The 16,346-nt window shown below is 65.4% G+C and carries 16 protein-coding genes and 1 pseudogene; 14 read left to right on the top strand and 3 right to left on the bottom strand.

Annotated elements, in window-relative coordinates:
• Window positions 1-177: 177 nt before the first annotated feature.
• From ccoG to hemN, 6 genes are all read left to right on the top strand, one after another.
• A complete protein-coding gene (gene ccoG, locus ACI766_RS18040; protein WP_003087288.1) occupies window positions 178-1,593 on the top strand; it encodes a cytochrome c oxidase accessory protein CcoG in 1,416 nt (471 codons plus the stop codon).
• Window positions 1,594-1,604: 11 nt separating this feature from the next.
• Complete coding sequence (locus ACI766_RS18045; RefSeq protein WP_003159982.1) at window positions 1,605-2,144, top strand: FixH family protein; 540 nt, start codon at window positions 1,605-1,607, stop codon at window positions 2,142-2,144.
• Complete coding sequence (locus ACI766_RS18050; RefSeq protein ID WP_003111083.1) at window positions 2,141-4,576, top strand: heavy metal translocating P-type ATPase; 2,436 nt, start codon at window positions 2,141-2,143, stop codon at window positions 4,574-4,576. The genes ACI766_RS18045 and ACI766_RS18050 overlap by 4 nt, the downstream gene beginning before the upstream one ends.
• Complete coding sequence (gene ccoS, locus ACI766_RS18055) at window positions 4,555-4,764, top strand: cbb3-type cytochrome oxidase assembly protein CcoS (protein ID WP_003087273.1); 210 nt, start codon at window positions 4,555-4,557, stop codon at window positions 4,762-4,764. Before ACI766_RS18050 ends, ccoS begins: the two co-directional genes overlap by 22 nt.
• Complete coding sequence (locus ACI766_RS18060; protein WP_003087270.1) at window positions 4,757-5,440, top strand: sulfite exporter TauE/SafE family protein; 684 nt, start codon at window positions 4,757-4,759, stop codon at window positions 5,438-5,440. The genes ccoS and ACI766_RS18060 overlap by 8 nt, the downstream gene beginning before the upstream one ends.
• A 127-nt stretch (window positions 5,441-5,567) precedes the next feature.
• Window positions 5,568-6,950: an oxygen-independent coproporphyrinogen III oxidase gene (gene hemN, locus ACI766_RS18065; RefSeq protein WP_023116535.1), complete on the top strand. Its 1,383-nt coding sequence runs from the start codon at window positions 5,568-5,570 to the stop codon at window positions 6,948-6,950.
• A gap of 48 nt (window positions 6,951-6,998) precedes the next feature.
• Here the strand turns inward: hemN and ACI766_RS18070 are convergent, their stop codons facing one another.
• Window positions 6,999-7,466, bottom strand: coding sequence for a hypothetical protein (locus ACI766_RS18070; RefSeq protein WP_003114670.1), 468 nt, complete (start codon window positions 7,464-7,466; stop codon window positions 6,999-7,001).
• A 245-nt stretch (window positions 7,467-7,711) separates the two neighbouring features.
• Between ACI766_RS18070 and anr the strand changes: the two genes are divergently transcribed.
• From anr to mdtI, 5 genes are all read left to right on the top strand, one after another.
• Window positions 7,712-8,446, top strand: coding sequence for a transcriptional regulator Anr (gene anr / locus ACI766_RS18075; RefSeq protein WP_003087262.1), 735 nt, complete (start codon window positions 7,712-7,714; stop codon window positions 8,444-8,446).
• 85 nt (window positions 8,447-8,531) lie between these two features.
• A complete protein-coding gene (locus ACI766_RS18080; protein ID WP_003087259.1) occupies window positions 8,532-9,080 on the top strand; it encodes an adenine phosphoribosyltransferase in 549 nt (182 codons plus the stop codon).
• 239 nt (window positions 9,081-9,319) lie between these two features.
• Window positions 9,320-10,156, top strand: a complete 837-nt coding sequence (locus ACI766_RS18085; RefSeq protein ID WP_003087258.1) for a metal-dependent hydrolase — start codon at window positions 9,320-9,322, stop codon at window positions 10,154-10,156.
• Window positions 10,157-10,564: 408 nt separating this feature from the next.
• Window positions 10,565-10,933, top strand: coding sequence for a multidrug/spermidine efflux SMR transporter subunit MdtJ (locus ACI766_RS18090; RefSeq protein ID WP_003087256.1), 369 nt, complete (start codon window positions 10,565-10,567; stop codon window positions 10,931-10,933).
• The gene (mdtI, locus tag ACI766_RS18095) at window positions 10,927-11,256 is read left to right on the top strand and encodes a multidrug/spermidine efflux SMR transporter subunit MdtI (RefSeq protein WP_003103934.1); all 330 of its coding nucleotides are present in this window, start codon (window positions 10,927-10,929) and stop codon (window positions 11,254-11,256) included. The genes ACI766_RS18090 and mdtI overlap by 7 nt, the downstream gene beginning before the upstream one ends.
• A 573-nt stretch (window positions 11,257-11,829) precedes the next feature.
• On the opposite strand, the pseudogene ACI766_RS18100 reads toward mdtI, so the two are convergent.
• A pseudogene (locus ACI766_RS18100) lies at window positions 11,830-11,979 on the bottom strand (hypothetical protein); the annotation flags it as partial.
• A 92-nt stretch (window positions 11,980-12,071) separates the two neighbouring features.
• On the opposite strand from ACI766_RS18100, the gene ACI766_RS18105 reads away from it, so the two are divergent.
• The 3 genes from ACI766_RS18105 (at window position 12,072) to ACI766_RS18115 (ending at window position 15,152) form a co-directional block, all read left to right on the top strand.
• Window positions 12,072-13,655: a flavin-containing monooxygenase gene (locus ACI766_RS18105; RefSeq protein ID WP_003121915.1), complete on the top strand. Its 1,584-nt coding sequence runs from the start codon at window positions 12,072-12,074 to the stop codon at window positions 13,653-13,655.
• Window positions 13,652-14,539: an SDR family NAD(P)-dependent oxidoreductase gene (locus tag ACI766_RS18110; RefSeq protein WP_003103932.1), complete on the top strand. Its 888-nt coding sequence runs from the start codon at window positions 13,652-13,654 to the stop codon at window positions 14,537-14,539. Before ACI766_RS18105 ends, ACI766_RS18110 begins: the two co-directional genes overlap by 4 nt.
• A 73-nt stretch (window positions 14,540-14,612) precedes the next feature.
• Window positions 14,613-15,152: a CbrC family protein gene (locus ACI766_RS18115; protein ID WP_003103931.1), complete on the top strand. Its 540-nt coding sequence runs from the start codon at window positions 14,613-14,615 to the stop codon at window positions 15,150-15,152.
• A gap of 12 nt (window positions 15,153-15,164) precedes the next feature.
• Here the strand turns inward: ACI766_RS18115 and ACI766_RS18120 are convergent, their stop codons facing one another.
• Window positions 15,165-16,313, bottom strand: a complete 1,149-nt coding sequence (locus ACI766_RS18120; RefSeq protein WP_003103930.1) for an acyl-CoA dehydrogenase family protein — start codon at window positions 16,311-16,313, stop codon at window positions 15,165-15,167.
• Between the last annotated feature and the right edge of the window lie 33 nt (window positions 16,314-16,346).

The following is a 16,346-nucleotide window of genomic DNA, read 5'->3' on the forward strand; positions in this document are numbered from 1 at the left end:
GGCGCCGTTTTATTTTGTGCAAAAGAAAAGCGCGAATGGGACAATACGCGACCAAAAGTCGCACAGTTACCGCAAAAAGCCTGATAGATCAGGCGTATAATCAGTAGGCGTGCAACTATTTTCTGACCCTGTCGGCATGTACCGGCCGGGCGCCCCCCACTGCCGTGGTACGCACTGATGAGCAAACAGATTCCCGTTCAAGACGTCACCCCGCCTGCCAAGGGCGACACCAATAACAACGATCTCTACGCCAAGCGCGAGAAGATCTACACCCGGGCCTTCACCGGTATCTTCCGCCGACTGCGCATGGTGGGCGGTGCGGCGCTCTTCCTCCTCTACTTCGGTACCGTCTGGCTCAACTGGAGCGGCCGCCAGGCCGTCTGGTGGGACCTACCCGAGCGCAAGTTCTACATCTTCGGCGCCACCTTCTGGCCGCAGGACTTCATGCTGCTTTCCTGGCTGCTGATCGTCTGCGCCTTCGGCCTGTTCTTCATCACCGTGTTCGCCGGTCGCGTCTGGTGTGGCTATACCTGCCCGCAGAGCGTGTGGACCTGGATCTACATGTGGTGCGAGAAGGTCACCGAAGGCGACCGCAACCAGCGCATCAAGCTGGACAAGGCTCCGATGAGCGGCAACAAGCTGCTGCGCAAGACCGCCAAGCACAGCCTGTGGCTGCTGATCGGCCTGGTCACCGGCCTGACCTTCGTCGGCTACTTCTCGCCGATCCGCGAGCTGATTCCCGAGCTGCTCACCGGCCAGGCCGACGGCTGGGCCTACTTCTGGGTCGGCTTCTTCACCCTGGCCACCTACGGCAACGCCGGCTGGCTGCGCGAGCAGGTGTGCATCTACATGTGCCCCTACGCGCGCTTCCAGAGCGTGATGTTCGACAAGGACACCCTGATCGTCTCCTACGATCCGCGTCGTGGCGAGAAGCGCGGCCCGCGCAAGAAGTCCCTCGACTACAAGGCCCAGGGCCTGGGCGACTGCATCGACTGCACGATGTGCGTGCAGGTCTGCCCGACCGGCATCGACATCCGCGACGGCCTGCAGATCGAGTGCATCGGCTGCGCGGCGTGCATCGACGCCTGCGACAGCATCATGGAGAAGATGAACTACCCGAAAGGGCTGATCAGCTACACCACCGAGCACAACCTCAACGGCCAGAAGACCCACCTGGCCCGGCCGCGCCTGATCGGCTACGCCATCGCCCTGGTGCTGATGATCTCCGCCCTGATCACCGCGGTGGTCCTGCGTCCGCTGGTCGGCTTCGACGTCAGCAAGGACCGCGTGCTCTACCGCGAGAACGAACTCGGCCGCATCGAGAACGTGTACAGCCTGAAGATCATGAACAAGGATCAGCAGGACCACACCTACATCCTCGGCGCCAAGGGTCTCGAAGGCCTGACCCTGGAAGGCCGGCGCGAGCTGAAGGTGGCGGCGGGCGACATCCTCAACCTGCCGATGGAACTGTCCATCGAGCCGGAGAAGCTGCCTTCGACCACCAACGAGATCGTCTTCACCATCGAGTCGGCCGACGACCCGAGCATCCATAAAGAAGCGAAGAGTCGCTTCATTGGCCCACGCACCCGTTGAGTAACTTGAGCATGCAGTCCGAGACCCACCCTCAACCCTGGTACAAACACTTCTGGGCCTGGTTCATCGTGGCCCTCCTGGCGACCTCGGTGGTGCTCGGGCTGAGCCTGGTCACCATCGCGGTGCGCAACCAGGACACCCTGGTCACCGACAACTACTACGAGGCCGGCAAGGGCATCAACCGCTCCCTGGAACGCGAGAACCTGGCCGTACGCCTGCAAGTCCACGCCAAGGTCAAGGTCGACGACCTGACCGGCGAAGTCGAAGTGCGCCTGACCGGCAACAGCCGTCCGGATCAGCTCACCCTCAACCTGATCTCGCCGACCCAGCCGGAGAAGGACCGCCGCGTGGAGCTGCTGCGCAGCAACTCCGACCGCGAGCGCTACGTCGGGCAACTGACCGACGCCGTCGAGGGCCGTCGCTTCGTCGAACTGCTCGGCCAGGAAGGCAGCGGCCAGTGGCGCCTGTTCGAGGAAGAGGTGGTATCGCCGACCGTGGTCATGGAGCTGGGTGACGAACCGCTCCAGGGAGCAGAAGCGAAGCGCCCATGAGCGCCCCCCTGCCCTGCTACCACTGCGGCTTGCCGGTCCCCGCCGGCAGCCGCTTCGAGGCCCGCGTGCTCGGCGAGACGCGGGCCATGTGCTGTCCGGGCTGCCAGGCGGTGGCCGAGGCCATCGTCGCCGGCGGCCTGGAAAGCTACTACCGGCACCGCAGCGAAAACGCCGCCAACCCCGAAGCCTTGCCCAAGGCGCTCAGCGAAGAGTTGCAGCTCTACGACCGCCCGGACGTACAGGGCGGCTTCGTCCGCCATGAGGGCGAGCTGGCGGAAACCAGCCTGATGATCGAAGGCATCAGTTGCGCCGCCTGCGGCTGGCTGATCGAGAAGCACCTGCGCCAGTTGCCTGGCGTGGCCGAGGCGCGGCTCAACCTGTCCAACCATCGCCTGCACGTGCGCTGGCAGGACAGCCAGTTGCCGCTCAGCCAGTTGCTCGGCGAACTGCGCCAGATCGGCTATGCCGGCCATCCCTACCAACCCGACCACGCCACCGAGCGCCTGGCCATGGAGAACCGCCGCGCCCTGCGCCAGCTCGGTGTCGCCGGGCTGCTGTGGATCCAGGTGATGATGGCGGTGATGGCGACCTGGCCGGAATTCAACCTCGACCTTTCCGCCGGCATGGACCGCATCCTGCGCTGGGTCAGCCTGATCCTCACCACGCCGATCGTCTTCTACTGCTGCGGCCAGTTCTTCCGTGGCGCCCTGCGCGACCTGCGCACCCGCCACCTGACCATGGACGTCTCGGTGTCGCTGGCGATCGGCGGCGCCTACGTCGCCGGCATCTGGTCGACGATCACCGGCCAGGGCGAGCTGTATTTCGACGCGGTCGGCATGTTCGCCCTGTTCCTCCTCGCCGGCCGCTACCTCGAACGCCGCGCGCGGGAGCGCACCGCCGCCTCCACCGCGCAACTGGTCAACCTGCTGCCGGCGTCCTGCCTGCGCCTGGACGCCGCCAACCAGGGCGAGCGCATCCTGCTCAGCGAACTGCGCGTCGGCGACCGCGTGCTGGTACCGCCAGGCGCCGTGCTGCCGGCCGACGGAGTGATCCTCGACGGCCAGTCCAGCGTCGACGAGTCGCTGCTCACCGGCGAGTACCTGCCCCATCCACGCCAGGCCGGCGACACCGTCACCGGCGGTACCCTGAACGTCGAGGGGCCGCTGACCGTCGAGGTCGGCGCCCTTGGCGACGACAGCCGCCTGTCGGCCATCGTCCGCCTGCTGGAACGCGCCCAGGCGGACAAGCCGCGCCTGGCGGAACTGGCCGACAAGGTGGCGCAGTGGTTCCTGCTCATCGTCCTGCTGGTCGCCGCAGCGGTCGGCGCACTGTGGTGGCAGGTCGACCACCAGCGCGCCTTCTGGGTGGTGCTGTCGCTGCTGGTCGCCACCTGCCCCTGCGCCCTGTCGCTGGCCACGCCCACCGCGCTCACCGCGGCCACCGGCAGCCTGCACAAGCTCGGCCTGCTGATCACGCGCGGGCACGTGCTGGAAGGGCTGAACCACATCGACACGGTAATCTTCGACAAGACCGGCACCCTCACCGAAGGCCGCCTGACGCTCAAGCAGGTGCTACCCCTGCGCGATCTCGACGCGGATCGCTGCCTGGCCCTCGCCGCCGCCCTCGAGAACCGTTCCGAACACCCCATCGCCCGCGCCTTCGGCCGTGCGCCGGAGGCCGCCGACAGCGTCGCAAGCCATCCGGGACTGGGCCTCGAAGGCCTGGTGGAAGGCCGCCGCCTGCGCATCGGCCAGGCCGCCTTCGTCAGCAACCTGGGCGGCAGCGCCACGCCCGCGATGCCCGGCGACTCCGGACAGTGGCTGCTGCTCGGCGACGAGCAGGGACCGCTGGCCTGGTTCGGTCTCGACGACCGCCTGCGCAGCGACGCCCCCGCCCTGCTCGCCGCCTGCAAGGCGCGCGGCTGGCGCACCCTCCTGCTATCCGGCGACGCCTCGCCGATGGTCGCCAGCGTCGCTGCCGAACTGGGCATCGACGAAGCCCGCGGCGGCCTGACCCCGGACGACAAGCTGGCCATGCTCGAACGCCTGCACGGCGAGGGCCGCCGGGTGCTGATGCTCGGCGACGGAGTCAACGACGTACCGGTGCTCGCCGGTGCCGACATCAGCGTCGCCATGGGCAGCGCCACCGACCTGGCCAAGACCAGCGCCGACGCGGTGCTCCTGTCCAACCGCCTGGACAGCCTGGTGCAGGCTTTCCGGCTGGCGCGCCGCACCCGCCATATCATCATCGAGAACCTGGCCTGGGCCAGCCTGTACAATGGCCTGGTCCTGCCCTTCGCCGCGCTCGGCTGGATCACCCCGGGCTGGGCGGCGATCGGCATGTCGGTCAGTTCGCTGCTGGTGGTGGTCAACGCCCTGCGGCTGACCCGAATCCCTTCGCCGAGGTCCGTATGGCCGCGCTCTACATCCTGATCCCCGTCGCGATCGTCATCGTCGCCATCGCCATCTACGTGTTCTTCTGGGCGGTGGACAGCGGCCAGTACGACGATCTCGACGGCCCCGCCCACAGCATTCTCTTCGACGACGAAGACCCGAAGCACCAGGCCGGCGTCGACGAAGCGGAGAAGCCGTCGAAACCCGAGGACCGACCGCGTGGCTGAACTGGCGCCGCTGCTGGTTTCCGCGCTGATCCTCGGCCTGCTCGGGGGAGGCCACTGCCTGGGCATGTGCGGCGGCCTGATGGGCGCCCTGACCCTGGCCATTCCCGCCGAACAGCGCGGCCGTCGTCTGCGCCTGCTGCTGGCCTACAACCTCGGCCGCATCCTCAGCTACGCCTGCGCCGGCCTGCTGCTCGGCCTGGCCGGCTGGGCGGTGGCGCGCACCCCGTTGGCCGGCGCGCTGCGGGTGGTCGCCGGGCTGCTGCTGATCGCCATGGGACTCTACCTGGCCGGCTGGTGGAGCGGCCTGACCCGCGTCGAGGCGCTCGGTCGCGGCCTCTGGCGCCACCTGGAACCCTTCGCCCGGCGCCTGCTGCCGGTCTCCAGTCTGCCACGGGCCCTGCTGCTCGGAGCGATCTGGGGCTGGCTGCCCTGCGGGCTGGTCTACAGCACCCTGCTCTGGGCCACCAGCCAGGGATCGGCACTGGACAGCGCGCTGCTGATGCTGGCGTTCGGCCTCGGCACCTGGCCGGTTCTGCTGGCCACCGGCATGGCCGCCGAACGGGTGACCGCCCTGCTGCGCCGTCGCGGCGTACGCATCGTGGGCGGCCTGATGGTCATCCTCTTCGGCCTCTGGACCCTCCCAGGACCGCACCAGGCCTGGCTGATGGGGCATTGACGGACGCCCGTCCCAACATCGGGCGACACATCCTGTATACATTCACCCGCTTGATACAAATCAACAGGCCTTCCCGGCGCAATCCCTAGACTTCCCGACTAAAGCTCGCCAACTGGGGATCTCTGGCATGCTCGACACCATTCGCTGGGACGCTGACCTGATTCGGCGCTACGACCTTTCCGGCCCGCGTTACACCTCCTATCCGACCGCCGTGCAGTTCCACGAAGGCATCGGCCCGTTCGACCAGTTGCACGCCCTGCGCGACAGCCGGAAGGCCGGACACCCCCTGTCGCTCTACGTGCACATCCCGTTCTGCGCCAACATCTGCTACTACTGCGCCTGCAACAAGGTGATCACCAAGGATCGCGGGCGCAGCGCGCCGTACCTTGCGCGCCTGGTCCGCGAGATCGAGATCGTCAGCCGCCACCTCTCCCGCGAGCAGGTGGTCGAGCAACTGCACTTCGGTGGCGGAACCCCGACCTTCCTCAGTCCCGGCCAGTTGCGCGAACTCATGTCGCAATTGCGCACCCACCTCAACCTGCTGGACGACGATTCGGGCGACTACGGCATCGAGATCGACCCGCGCGAAGCCGACTGGTCGACCATGGGCCTGCTCCGCGAACTCGGTTTCAACCGCGTCAGCCTCGGCGTACAGGACTTCGACATGGAGGTGCAGAAGGCGGTCAACCGCATGCAGACCCCGGAGGAGACCCGTACCATCGTCGAGGCCGCGCGCACCCTGCAGTACCGCTCGATCAACCTCGACCTGATCTACGGACTGCCGAAACAGACGCCGGACAGCTTCGCCCGCACGGTCGACGAAGTGATCGCGCTACAGCCGGATCGCCTCTCGGTGTTCAACTACGCCCACCTGCCCGAGCGTTTCATGCCGCAGCGGCGGATCAACGCCGACGACCTGCCGAGCCCGGGCCAGAAGCTGGAAATGCTCCAGCGCACCACCGAGCAACTCGCCGCGGCGGGCTACCGCTATATCGGCATGGATCACTTCGCCCTGCCCGACGACGAGCTGGCCAGCGCCCAGGAAGACGGCACCCTGCAACGCAATTTCCAGGGCTACACCACCCACGGGCACTGTGACCTGGTAGGTCTCGGGGTCTCGGCGATCAGCCAGATCGGCGACCTCTACAGCCAGAACAGCAGCGACATCAACGACTACCAGACCAGCCTCGACAACGGCCAGTTGGCGATCCGTCGCGGCCTGCACTGCAACAGCGACGACCGGGTGCGGCGCGCGGTGATCCAGCAACTGATCTGCCACTTCGAACTGGCCTTCGAGGATATCGAGACGGAGTTCGGCATCGACTTCCGCAGCTACTTCGCCGAGCTGTGGCCCGACCTCGAACGCTTCGCCACCGACGGCCTGATCCGCCTGGACGCCAAGGGCATCGACATCACCTCCTCCGGGCGTCTGCTGGTGCGTTCGATCTGCATGCTGTTCGACCGCTACCTGCCCAGCCTCAACCGGCAGCGCTTCTCCCGGGTGATCTGAAAGCGCACCGCCCTGCCCGCACGACAGGGCGGTGAATCCCCGCCCCTTCTACCGGCTGCCCATGACCTTCATGATCAGCGCCGGGTCGCTGATACCCATCTCCTTGATGGCCGATGCCATCGCTGCCGTTGCCGTCTGCAGGGCGGAGTTGAGTTGTTGCAACTCCTTCTGCAACTCAGGCACGCGAGCCTCCTTCGCCCCCGGATCGGACGACCTCATGGCCTCCTGCAGCTCCCTGAGCTTCTCTTCGATCTTCTTCTTCAACTCGCGGATCATCTTCACCATCGGCCGCAACTCCTGCGGGATATCCTCGTCCTCCTCCTCCACCGGCACCCCCATGGTGGCGGCCAGCTCGCGCCCTGCCTGGGAAAGCTGTACATGCTGATCGGCGGCGTCGGTACCGGCGGCCGGGTCTTCCGCCTGCTCGGCGGTGCCGGTCCGCGCGGCCTTGGCGTCCGCGGCGGCGCGCGATGAGGGCGGCACCTGGGTGGTGATCCAGCCACTGAGGGTCAACATTCCAGTCACTCCGGGAAAAATGGAATTCTTCCATTGGATCGGCCCACGCGTCGCGAACTTGAGCCCCCTTTTCGTCGCCCCTTGACAGGGTGCGACAGGTAGTCGCAGTTGTTTGACGCAAGTCACTGATTGGAAACGCCATCGGCCTGTCAGAAATGGTCGTTGCCAGACCTATGGCTGGCACCCGCATCGCGGCTGCGTTACCCTTACTCCTGTTGTGCCTTTAACCTAGCAAGGACCCCTCAATGGCCGAAACCATCAAGGTGCGCGCACTGCCCCAAGCACACTGCAAGGATTGCAGTCTGGCCCCGCTGTGCCTCCCCCTGTCGCTGACCGTGGAAGACATGGATTCGCTGGACGAGATCGTCAAGCGCGGTCGTCCCCTGAAGAAAGGCGAATTCCTGTTCCGCCAGGGCGATCCTTTCGGCTCGGTCTTTGCCGTGCGCTCCGGCGCCCTGAAAACCTTCAGCATCACCGATGCCGGCGAAGAGCAGATCACCGGCTTCCACCTGCCCAGCGAGCTGGTCGGCCTGTCCGGGATGGATACCGAGACCTATCCGGTATCCGCCCAGGCCCTGGAAACCACCTCGGTCTGCGAGATTCCCTTCGAGCGCCTGGACGAACTGTCCGAGCAGCTGCCGCAACTGCGCCGCCAACTGATGCGCCTGATGAGCCGGGAAATCCGCGATGACCAGCAGATGATGCTGCTGCTGTCGAAGAAGACTGCCGACGAGCGCATCGCCACCTTCCTGGTCAACCTGTCGGCGCGCTTCCGTGCCCGTGGCTTCTCCGCCCAGCAGTTCCGCCTGGCCATGTCGCGCAACGAGATCGGCAACTATCTCGGCCTGGCCGTGGAAACCGTGTCGCGGGTCTTCACCCGCTTCCAGCAGAACGGCCTGATCAGCGCGGAAGGCAAGGAAGTGCACATCCTCGACTCCATCGAGCTGTGCGCCCTCGCCGGCGGCCAGCTGGAAGGCTGAAGCGCCTGCGAACCGCCAACGGGCCCGCCTCAGCGCGGGCCCGTTGTATGATGGGCCCCGAAAAACGCCCAGCCCAGGATCTTCCATGATTTTCGACGAGTTCACCCTCAAGTCGCAGATCCGCGCCGTGCCGGACTTTCCCAAGCCCGGCGTGGTGTTCCGCGACATCACCCCGCTGTTCCAGTCGCCACGCGCGCTGCGCATGACCGTGGACAGCTTCGTCCAGCGCTACATCGAGGCCGATTTCAGCCACATCGGCGCCATGGATGCCCGCGGCTTCCTCATCGGCTCGGCGGTGGCCTATGCGCTGAACAAGCCGCTGGTCCTGTTCCGCAAGCAGGGCAAGCTACCCGCCGACGTACTCGCCGAGGGCTACCAGACCGAATACGGCGAGGCCTTCCTCGAAGTACATGCCGACAGCCTCTGCGAAGGCGACAGCGTACTGATCTTCGACGACCTCATCGCCACCGGCGGGACCCTGCTGGCGGCCGCGAGCCTGGTACGACGCCTCGGGGCCAGGGTCTTCGAGGCCGCGGCGATCATCGACCTGCCGGAACTCGGCGGCTCCACTCGCCTGCAGGACGCCGGCATCTCCACCTTCAGTCTCACCGCGTTCGCTCTCGACGAGCGTTGATACGCCGGGGCGCGCCCTGGCGCCCCGCGTTCGCTCCTTGCGCCCCATCTTCCGTCTGGTCGAGCCGACCTGGCCATTAATGACTTCGAAATGGCCAGGAATGACCTCCCGCTGTTGGACAATCCTGCAATAATTACATCAGCTAATGACACATTCAGAGGTGTTATAGCGAGCTCGCCATAGGGAACCCGAGGAAACCTGCGCGTTTCCCCTCCCCAGAACAACAAAAGGAGTTAGCCATGACTGCCACTGGCACCGCCTCCCCGGTTCGCGCCAATTTCCCCGTGCGGCGGATGGATTTCAGCTTCAGCGAAACCCCGAAGTACTGGTGGGACGGCCAACCCTTCATGACCCAGTTCATGAACAACCTGTCCTCGCTCTTCCCCTACGGCGAAAAATTCTTCGTCGATAGCGTGCGCGCGGTGCGCGACCGCCTGGAGGATCCGCAACTGAAGAAGGACGTCAGCGCCTTCATCGGCCAGGAGGCGATGCACTCGAAGGAGCATGCCGCCTACAACGAATATGCCGAGGAGCACGGGGTCGACCTGGAGTGCCTCGAACTGCGGATCAAGGTCCTGCTGGAAAACGTCAGCAAGGTCACCACCAGGAAACACCAGTTGGCGATCACCTGCGCCCTCGAGCATTTCACCGCGACCATGGCCGCGCAGCTGCTCAAGCGCGAAGACCTGACCATCCAGATGCAGTCGCCGAAGATGTACAAGCTGTGGATGTGGCATGCCATCGAGGAGAACGAACACAAGAACGTCGCCTACGATGTGTACCAGAAAGTCTACGGCGGCTACTTCACCCGGGTTCTGGTGATGATGCTGACCACCCTGATGTTCTTCGGCGTCATCGGCTGGTTCCAGCTCGACCTGCTACGCAAGGACGGCCAATTGTTCAACTGGCGCTCCTGGAAGCATGGCCTGGGCACCCTGTTCGGCCTGCGCAAGGGCTTCTTCACCCGCCTGCTGCTGCCCTACCTGGACTACTACCGGCCGGGCTTCCACCCCAGCGACCACGACACCGCGAAACTGGAGAAATACTGGAAGGACAAACTGGCCTTCGCCGATTGAAGCCCGCCTCCACCAGTGCCGCTCCGCCCCCGACGCCAGGCCCCGCCTGGCGTTTCTTATTCGAGAGAAGAACAGGATATTGCACAAGGAAAAGCCTCCGTTTCGACTACCGTTCCTGAATCCGCCATTTTACGGAGGAAATAATTAGTCAATTCCTATCGATTGGCTTTTTACGATGCCCTGAGGTAATATCATGTTCATTATGTTGAACACTAAGGCATTACCTCTCCCCACTTCCCGTCTGGTCTCCCGCGAGCGTCACTGGACCGGCGACCTCTAGCTCCCTCCCTCGACACCTGCTGTCGGTGGCGACCGCCCCTGCGCTTCGCGGTCTTTCCCGCCCCTCGCCACCGCTCTTCGTCATCTTTGGCCGCGGCCTCCATTCCGCGGTGCCCATGGGAGGGCAACATGCGTTCCTGGATCTATCTGTTACTGGCTATCGGCGCCGAAGTGATCGGCACCACCTCGATGAAACTGGCCGCCACCCACGCCCCTGTCGCAGGCATGCTGCTGATGTACGGGATGATCGGCCTGTCCTATTTCTTCCTCGCCCTGGCGGTCAAGCGTGTCCCCGTCGGAGTCGCCTACGCCCTTTGGGAAGGCATTGGCATCGTCCTGATCACGGCGGTCAGCGTCGCCTGGCTGGGCGAAAGCATCGGCCTGTACAAGGCCGTCGGCCTCGGCGTGATGATCGCCGGCATCCTGCTGATCAAGTCCGGCACCCGCAACGCCAGCGGCACGCCGGCGCAGCCCCGTGGGGAGGCCGTCACATGCTGACCCTGAACTGGATTCCCTTCGCCTGGCTCGGCCTGGCGATCGCCCTCGAGGTCGTCGCCAACCTGCTGTTGAAATACTCCGACGGTTTCCGCAGGCGCGGCCTCGGGATCGCCTCGATCCTCTGCGTGATGGCCGCCTTCACCGCGCTGGCGCAGGCGGTGAAGGACATCGAGCTGTCACTCGCCTATGCGATCTGGGGCGGCTTCGGCATCCTCGCCACCGTCGCCATGGGCTGGGCGCTGTTCGGCCAGCGCCTGGCCTGGCGCGGCTGGCTCGGCCTGTTGCTGCTGCTGGCCGGCATGAGCCTGCTCAAGCTGGCCTGACGCCTCGGCGTCCAACGAAACGCCCATCATCTGCAGGACCGCGGCGCCGGTGAACAACAGCAGTATCTGTTCCTCACCCAAGGCGCAGATTTCCCGACGCCGCTCCGGCTGGCCGATATAGTCCAGCGACAACTGAAACAGCTGGCGGCCGATCAGGCTGGAGAGGCGGCGGATGGTCGCCTCGCTCACCGCCGGCAACAACCTGAATTCGATGATGTCCTCCGACATGTCCTCGGCGAACTCATCCATGATCTGACGCAGGGCACCACGCAGCACCGGCGAAGCCCCATGCAGTTCGCGCACGCCGACGATGAACGCGGCGGGATTGCTCTCCACGAAGTCGAAGAACAGCCGCACCGTCTCCCGGCAGACCCGCCGCCCCCTTTCCAGGTCCAGCCCGAACGGCGTCGTCTGCGCTCGGGCGCTGGGCGCCGCACGAGTCGCGGCCTCGCGGCGAAGCTGGCGCAGCGGCTGGCGCAGCTGGGTAGAGATGTCGCGGATCATGGTCAGGCCAAGATCGTCGATATCGCGGAAATGCCGATAGAAGGTGTTCGGATTCAGGCCCGCCTCGCGCGCCAGCTCGCGCAAGCCGATGGCCCCCAGGCTGCGGCTGCTGCTGCCCAGGCGCAAGGCCGCCTCCAGCAAGGCGCGTTTGCCGGGAGCGTCGGCAACCCTGTCCTTCGTTTCGTTCATATCGCTCATGTTCCACCTGGTTGTTTCCATGCGCCACAAGTTCGGCCGTTGCGCCGCGCCGACCCTACCTAAGGTTGGCTTGACCCTGAAGTATACAGATGTCTACATTCGCAGGTAGACGAGTGTATACGCCAGCAAACAATCATAACAGGAGCTTGGCCATGAGTACCCAACCCACCCCTGCCGCCGCCCGGCACTGCAAGGTCGCCATCATCGGCACCGGTTTCTCCGGGCTGGGGATGGCGATCCGTCTCCGCCAGGAAGGCGAGGACGACTTCCTGATCTTCGAAAAGGACGCCGGCGTCGGCGGCACCTGGAGAGTCAACAACTACCCTGGTTGCGCCTGCGACGTGCAATCCCACGTCTATTCCTTCTCCTTCGAAGCGAACCCGGAGTGGACGCGGATGTTCGCCCGCCAGCCGGAAATCCGCGCCTATCTGGAGAAGTGCTGGGAAAAATACCGCTTGCAGGAAAAGACCCTGCTGAACACCGAGATCGGCAAACTGGCCTGGGACGAGCGGCAAAGCCTCTGGCACCTGCATGACGCCCAGGGCAACCATTACACCGCGAACGCCGTGGTTTCCGGCATGGGCGGCCTGTCCACCCCGGCCTATCCACGCCTCGATGGCCTGGAGAACTTCCAGGGCAAGGTCTTCCATTCCCAGCAGTGGGACCATGACTACGACCTCAAGGGCAAGCGCGTGGCGGTGATCGGCACCGGCGCCTCGGCGATCCAGTTCGTCCCGGAGATCCAGCCGCTGGTGGCCGCGCTCGATCTCTACCAGCGCACTCCGCCATGGATCCTGCCCAAACCCGACCGGGCAATCAGCGAAACCGAGCGCCGGCGCTTCCGGCGCTTCCCGCTGGTGCAGAAGCTCTGGCGCGGCGGCCTCTACAGCCTGCTCGAAGGGCGGGTGCTGGGCTTCACCTTCGCCCCGCAGGTAATGAAGCTGGTGCAGCGCCTGGCGATCCGCCACATCCACAAGCAGATCAAGGATCCGGAACTGCGCCGCAAGGTCACGCCGGACTACACCATCGGCTGCAAGCGCATCCTCATGTCGCACAACTACTACCCGGCCCTGGCTGCCGCCAACTCCACGGTGATCACCGAAGGCATCCGCGCCGTCACCGCCAATGGAATCGTCGACGGCAACGGCCGGGAACGCGAGGTCGACGCGATCATCTTCGGTACCGGCTTCACCGCCAACGACCCTATCCCCCGCGGAGTGGTCTTCGGTCGCGACGGCCGCGACCTGCTGGACAGCTGGACCAAGGGCCCGGAAGCCTACAAGGGCACTACCACCGCCGGCTTCCCCAACCTGTTCTTCCTGATGGGACCGAACACCGGCCTCGGCCACAACTCGATGGTCTACATGATCGAGTCGCAGATCGCCTACGTCCTCGATGCGCTGAAGCTGATGAAGCGCCGCGAACTGCTCAGTCTCGAGGTCAAGGCCCCGGTGCAGGAACGCTACAACGAATACCTCCAGCGCAAGCTGGACCGCAGCGTCTGGAGCGTGGGCGGTTGCAAGAGCTGGTACCTGCATCCGGTCAGCGGCCGCAACTGCACCCTGTGGCCGGGATTCACCTGGCGCTTCCGTGCCCTGACCCGGCAGTTCGACGCCTCCGCCTACCACCTCACCACGACACCGCTCGCCGCCCTGAGCAACGAAGCCCGCCAACAGGCCGAAGGGGTACCCGCATGAAGTCGTTCGAAAACAAAGTCGCCGCCATCACCGGCGCAGGCTCGGGCATCGGTCGCGCCCTGGCCGTGGAGCTGGGCAGGCAGGGTTGTCACCTGGCCCTGGCCGACGTCAATGCCGCAGCTCTCGAGGAAACCCGCCAATTGCTCGCCAGCAGCGGGGTACGCGTCTCCACCGCGGTCGTCGACGTGGCCGACCGCGAGCAGGTGCAGGCCTGGGCCGACAAGGCGGCCAGCGAACATGGCCGGGTGAACCTGATCTTCAACAACGCGGGCGTCGCCCACGCAGGTACCGTGGAAGGCAGCGACTACTCGGAATACGAGTGGATCATGAACATCAACTTCTGGGGCGTGGTGAACGGTACCAAGGCGTTCCTTCCGCACCTGAAGGCCTCCGGCAACGGCCACGTGGTCAATGTCTCCAGCGTCTTCGGGCTGTTCGCCCAGCCCGGCATGAGCGCCTACAACGCCACCAAGTACGCGGTGCGCGGCTTCACCGAGTCGTTGCGCCAGGAACTGGACATGGAGGACTCCGGCGTCTCCGCCAGTTGCGTGCATCCCGGCGGGATCAAGACCAACATCGCCAAGACCGCGCGAATGAACGAGAGCATGGCCAAGGTCACCGGCCAGGCTCCGGACAAGGCTCGCGAGCAATTCAACGACCAGTTGCTGCGGACCACCCCGGAGAAGGCCGCCCAGGTCATCCTGCGCGGCGTGCAGCGCGACAGCCGGCGCATCCTGATCGGCACCGACGCCCACGCGATCGACGTGATGCTGCGCCTGGCACCAGTGCTCTACCAGCGCCTGGTCACCGCCAGCATGCGCCTGGCAGCGCGCTTCGCGCCGCGCCCGAAGAGCCCCCAGGGCGCCCGCGAAGCCAGCGAGTGAACAGGCCCGCCGGGTAGCCGCTAGGCTGCCCGGCACGTCATACTCGACGGCCAGTCTCCAGGGTACGGCCGTCATGAACCCTCCCCTTCCTCACTTCCGCTACCATCCCGAACCGCTCGCCAGCGGCAGCATCGAGGCTTCCGCCACCACCTGCCAGTGCTGTGGCAAGGCTCGTGGCTACGTCTACACCGGTTCGCCCTATTCCCGCCACGAGTTGCCGCCCGGCAGCCTTTGCCCCTGGTGCATAGCCGACGGCAGCGCGGCCGCGCGCTACGAAGCGAGCTTTTCCGACGACTATCCGCTGCTCGACGCCGGCGTCGCCGCGGATATCGTCACCGAAGTCTGCGAGCGCACGCCCGGCTACACCTCCTGGCAGCAGGAGCGCTGGCTGGTTTGCTGCGAGGATGCCTGCGCCTTTCGCGGCGACGCGGGGCGTGAGGAAATCGGGCAACTGGGAGCCGAGGGCCTGGCGCAGCGCTTCGCCGATTTCGCCTGGCCGGCTATCACCTGGCAACGCCTCGTCGACGCCTATACGCCCGGCGGCAATCCGGCCATCTACCGCTTCGACTGCCTGCACTGTGGCCAGGCGCATTACGACCTGGACTTCACCTGATAGAACGCGGCCCTACAACCCCATCTGCTTGCCGATGATCTCGTTCATGATTTCCCGCGAACCGCCGCCGATGGAGAGAATCCGGTTGTCGCGATACAGCCGCTCCACCAGGCTTTCGCGCATGTAGCCCATGCCGCCGAGCACCTGCACGGCATCATAGGTCAGGCGATCGGCGACATCGGTAGCGAAGTTCTTGGCCATCGATATCTCCTTGATCACGCTCTTGCCGGCGGCCATCTTCGCTGCCTGGCGATAGGTGAACTCCCGGGAAACCTCCAGTTGCGTGGCCATTTCCGCGAGACGATGGCGCAGCACCTGGAACTTGCCGATCGGCTTGCCGAACGCTTCTCGCTCGCGCGCCCAGCGCAGCGACTCCTCCAGAGCCAGTTGCGCGGTCATGTTGGCCATCACCGCCAGGGCCAGGCGCTCGCTCTGGAAATTGGCCATGATGCAGGCGAAGCCGGCATTCTCCACGCCGATGAGGTTTTCCGCAGGCACCCGGCAGTCGTCGAAGAACAGTTCGGCGGTATCCGACGCCCACCAGCCCATCTTCTTCAGCTTGCGGCCGACACTGAACCCGGCAGTGCCCTTCTCCACCAGCAGCAGGCTGATGCCGGCGAAACCCTCGCCGCCGGTACGCACCGCCACCGTGTAGTAGTCCGCGCGCACGCCGCTGGTGATGAAGGTCTTGCTGCCGCTGACGCGATAGTGATCGCCATCGCGCACCGCACGGGTCTTCAGGTTGGCCACGTCGGAGCCGCCAGAGGGCTCGGTGACCGCCAGGGCCATGATCTTCTCGCCGCGCAGCACCGCCGGCACTACCCGCTCGCGCACCTCGGGACGGGCCCACTTGACCACCGGAGGCAAGCCGATATCCAGCGATCCCAACCCGGCGACCAAGCCGCCGGAACCGCAGCGCATGAGCTCTTCGCTGGCCGCCACCTTGGCGAACAGATCGCCTTCGCAACTGCCACCGTAGGCTTCCGGGTAGCCGATGCCGAGGATCCCGGCCGCGCCGGCCTTGAGATAGAGTTCGCGGGGAAATTCCTCGGCCTCCTCCCATTCATCGATGTACGGCAACACCTCGCGCTCGACGAAACGGCGCACCGAATCCCGGATCAGTTGATGGGACTCGTCGAAGTACTGCTGGAAGTCAGTCATGGCCGGGCTCCTGATGGGAGCCTCAGAACTTAC

The sequence above is a fragment of the Pseudomonas sp. DL genome (genome assembly GCF_047199225.1).
Lineage (GTDB): Bacteria > Pseudomonadota > Gammaproteobacteria > Pseudomonadales > Pseudomonadaceae > Pseudomonas > Pseudomonas aeruginosa.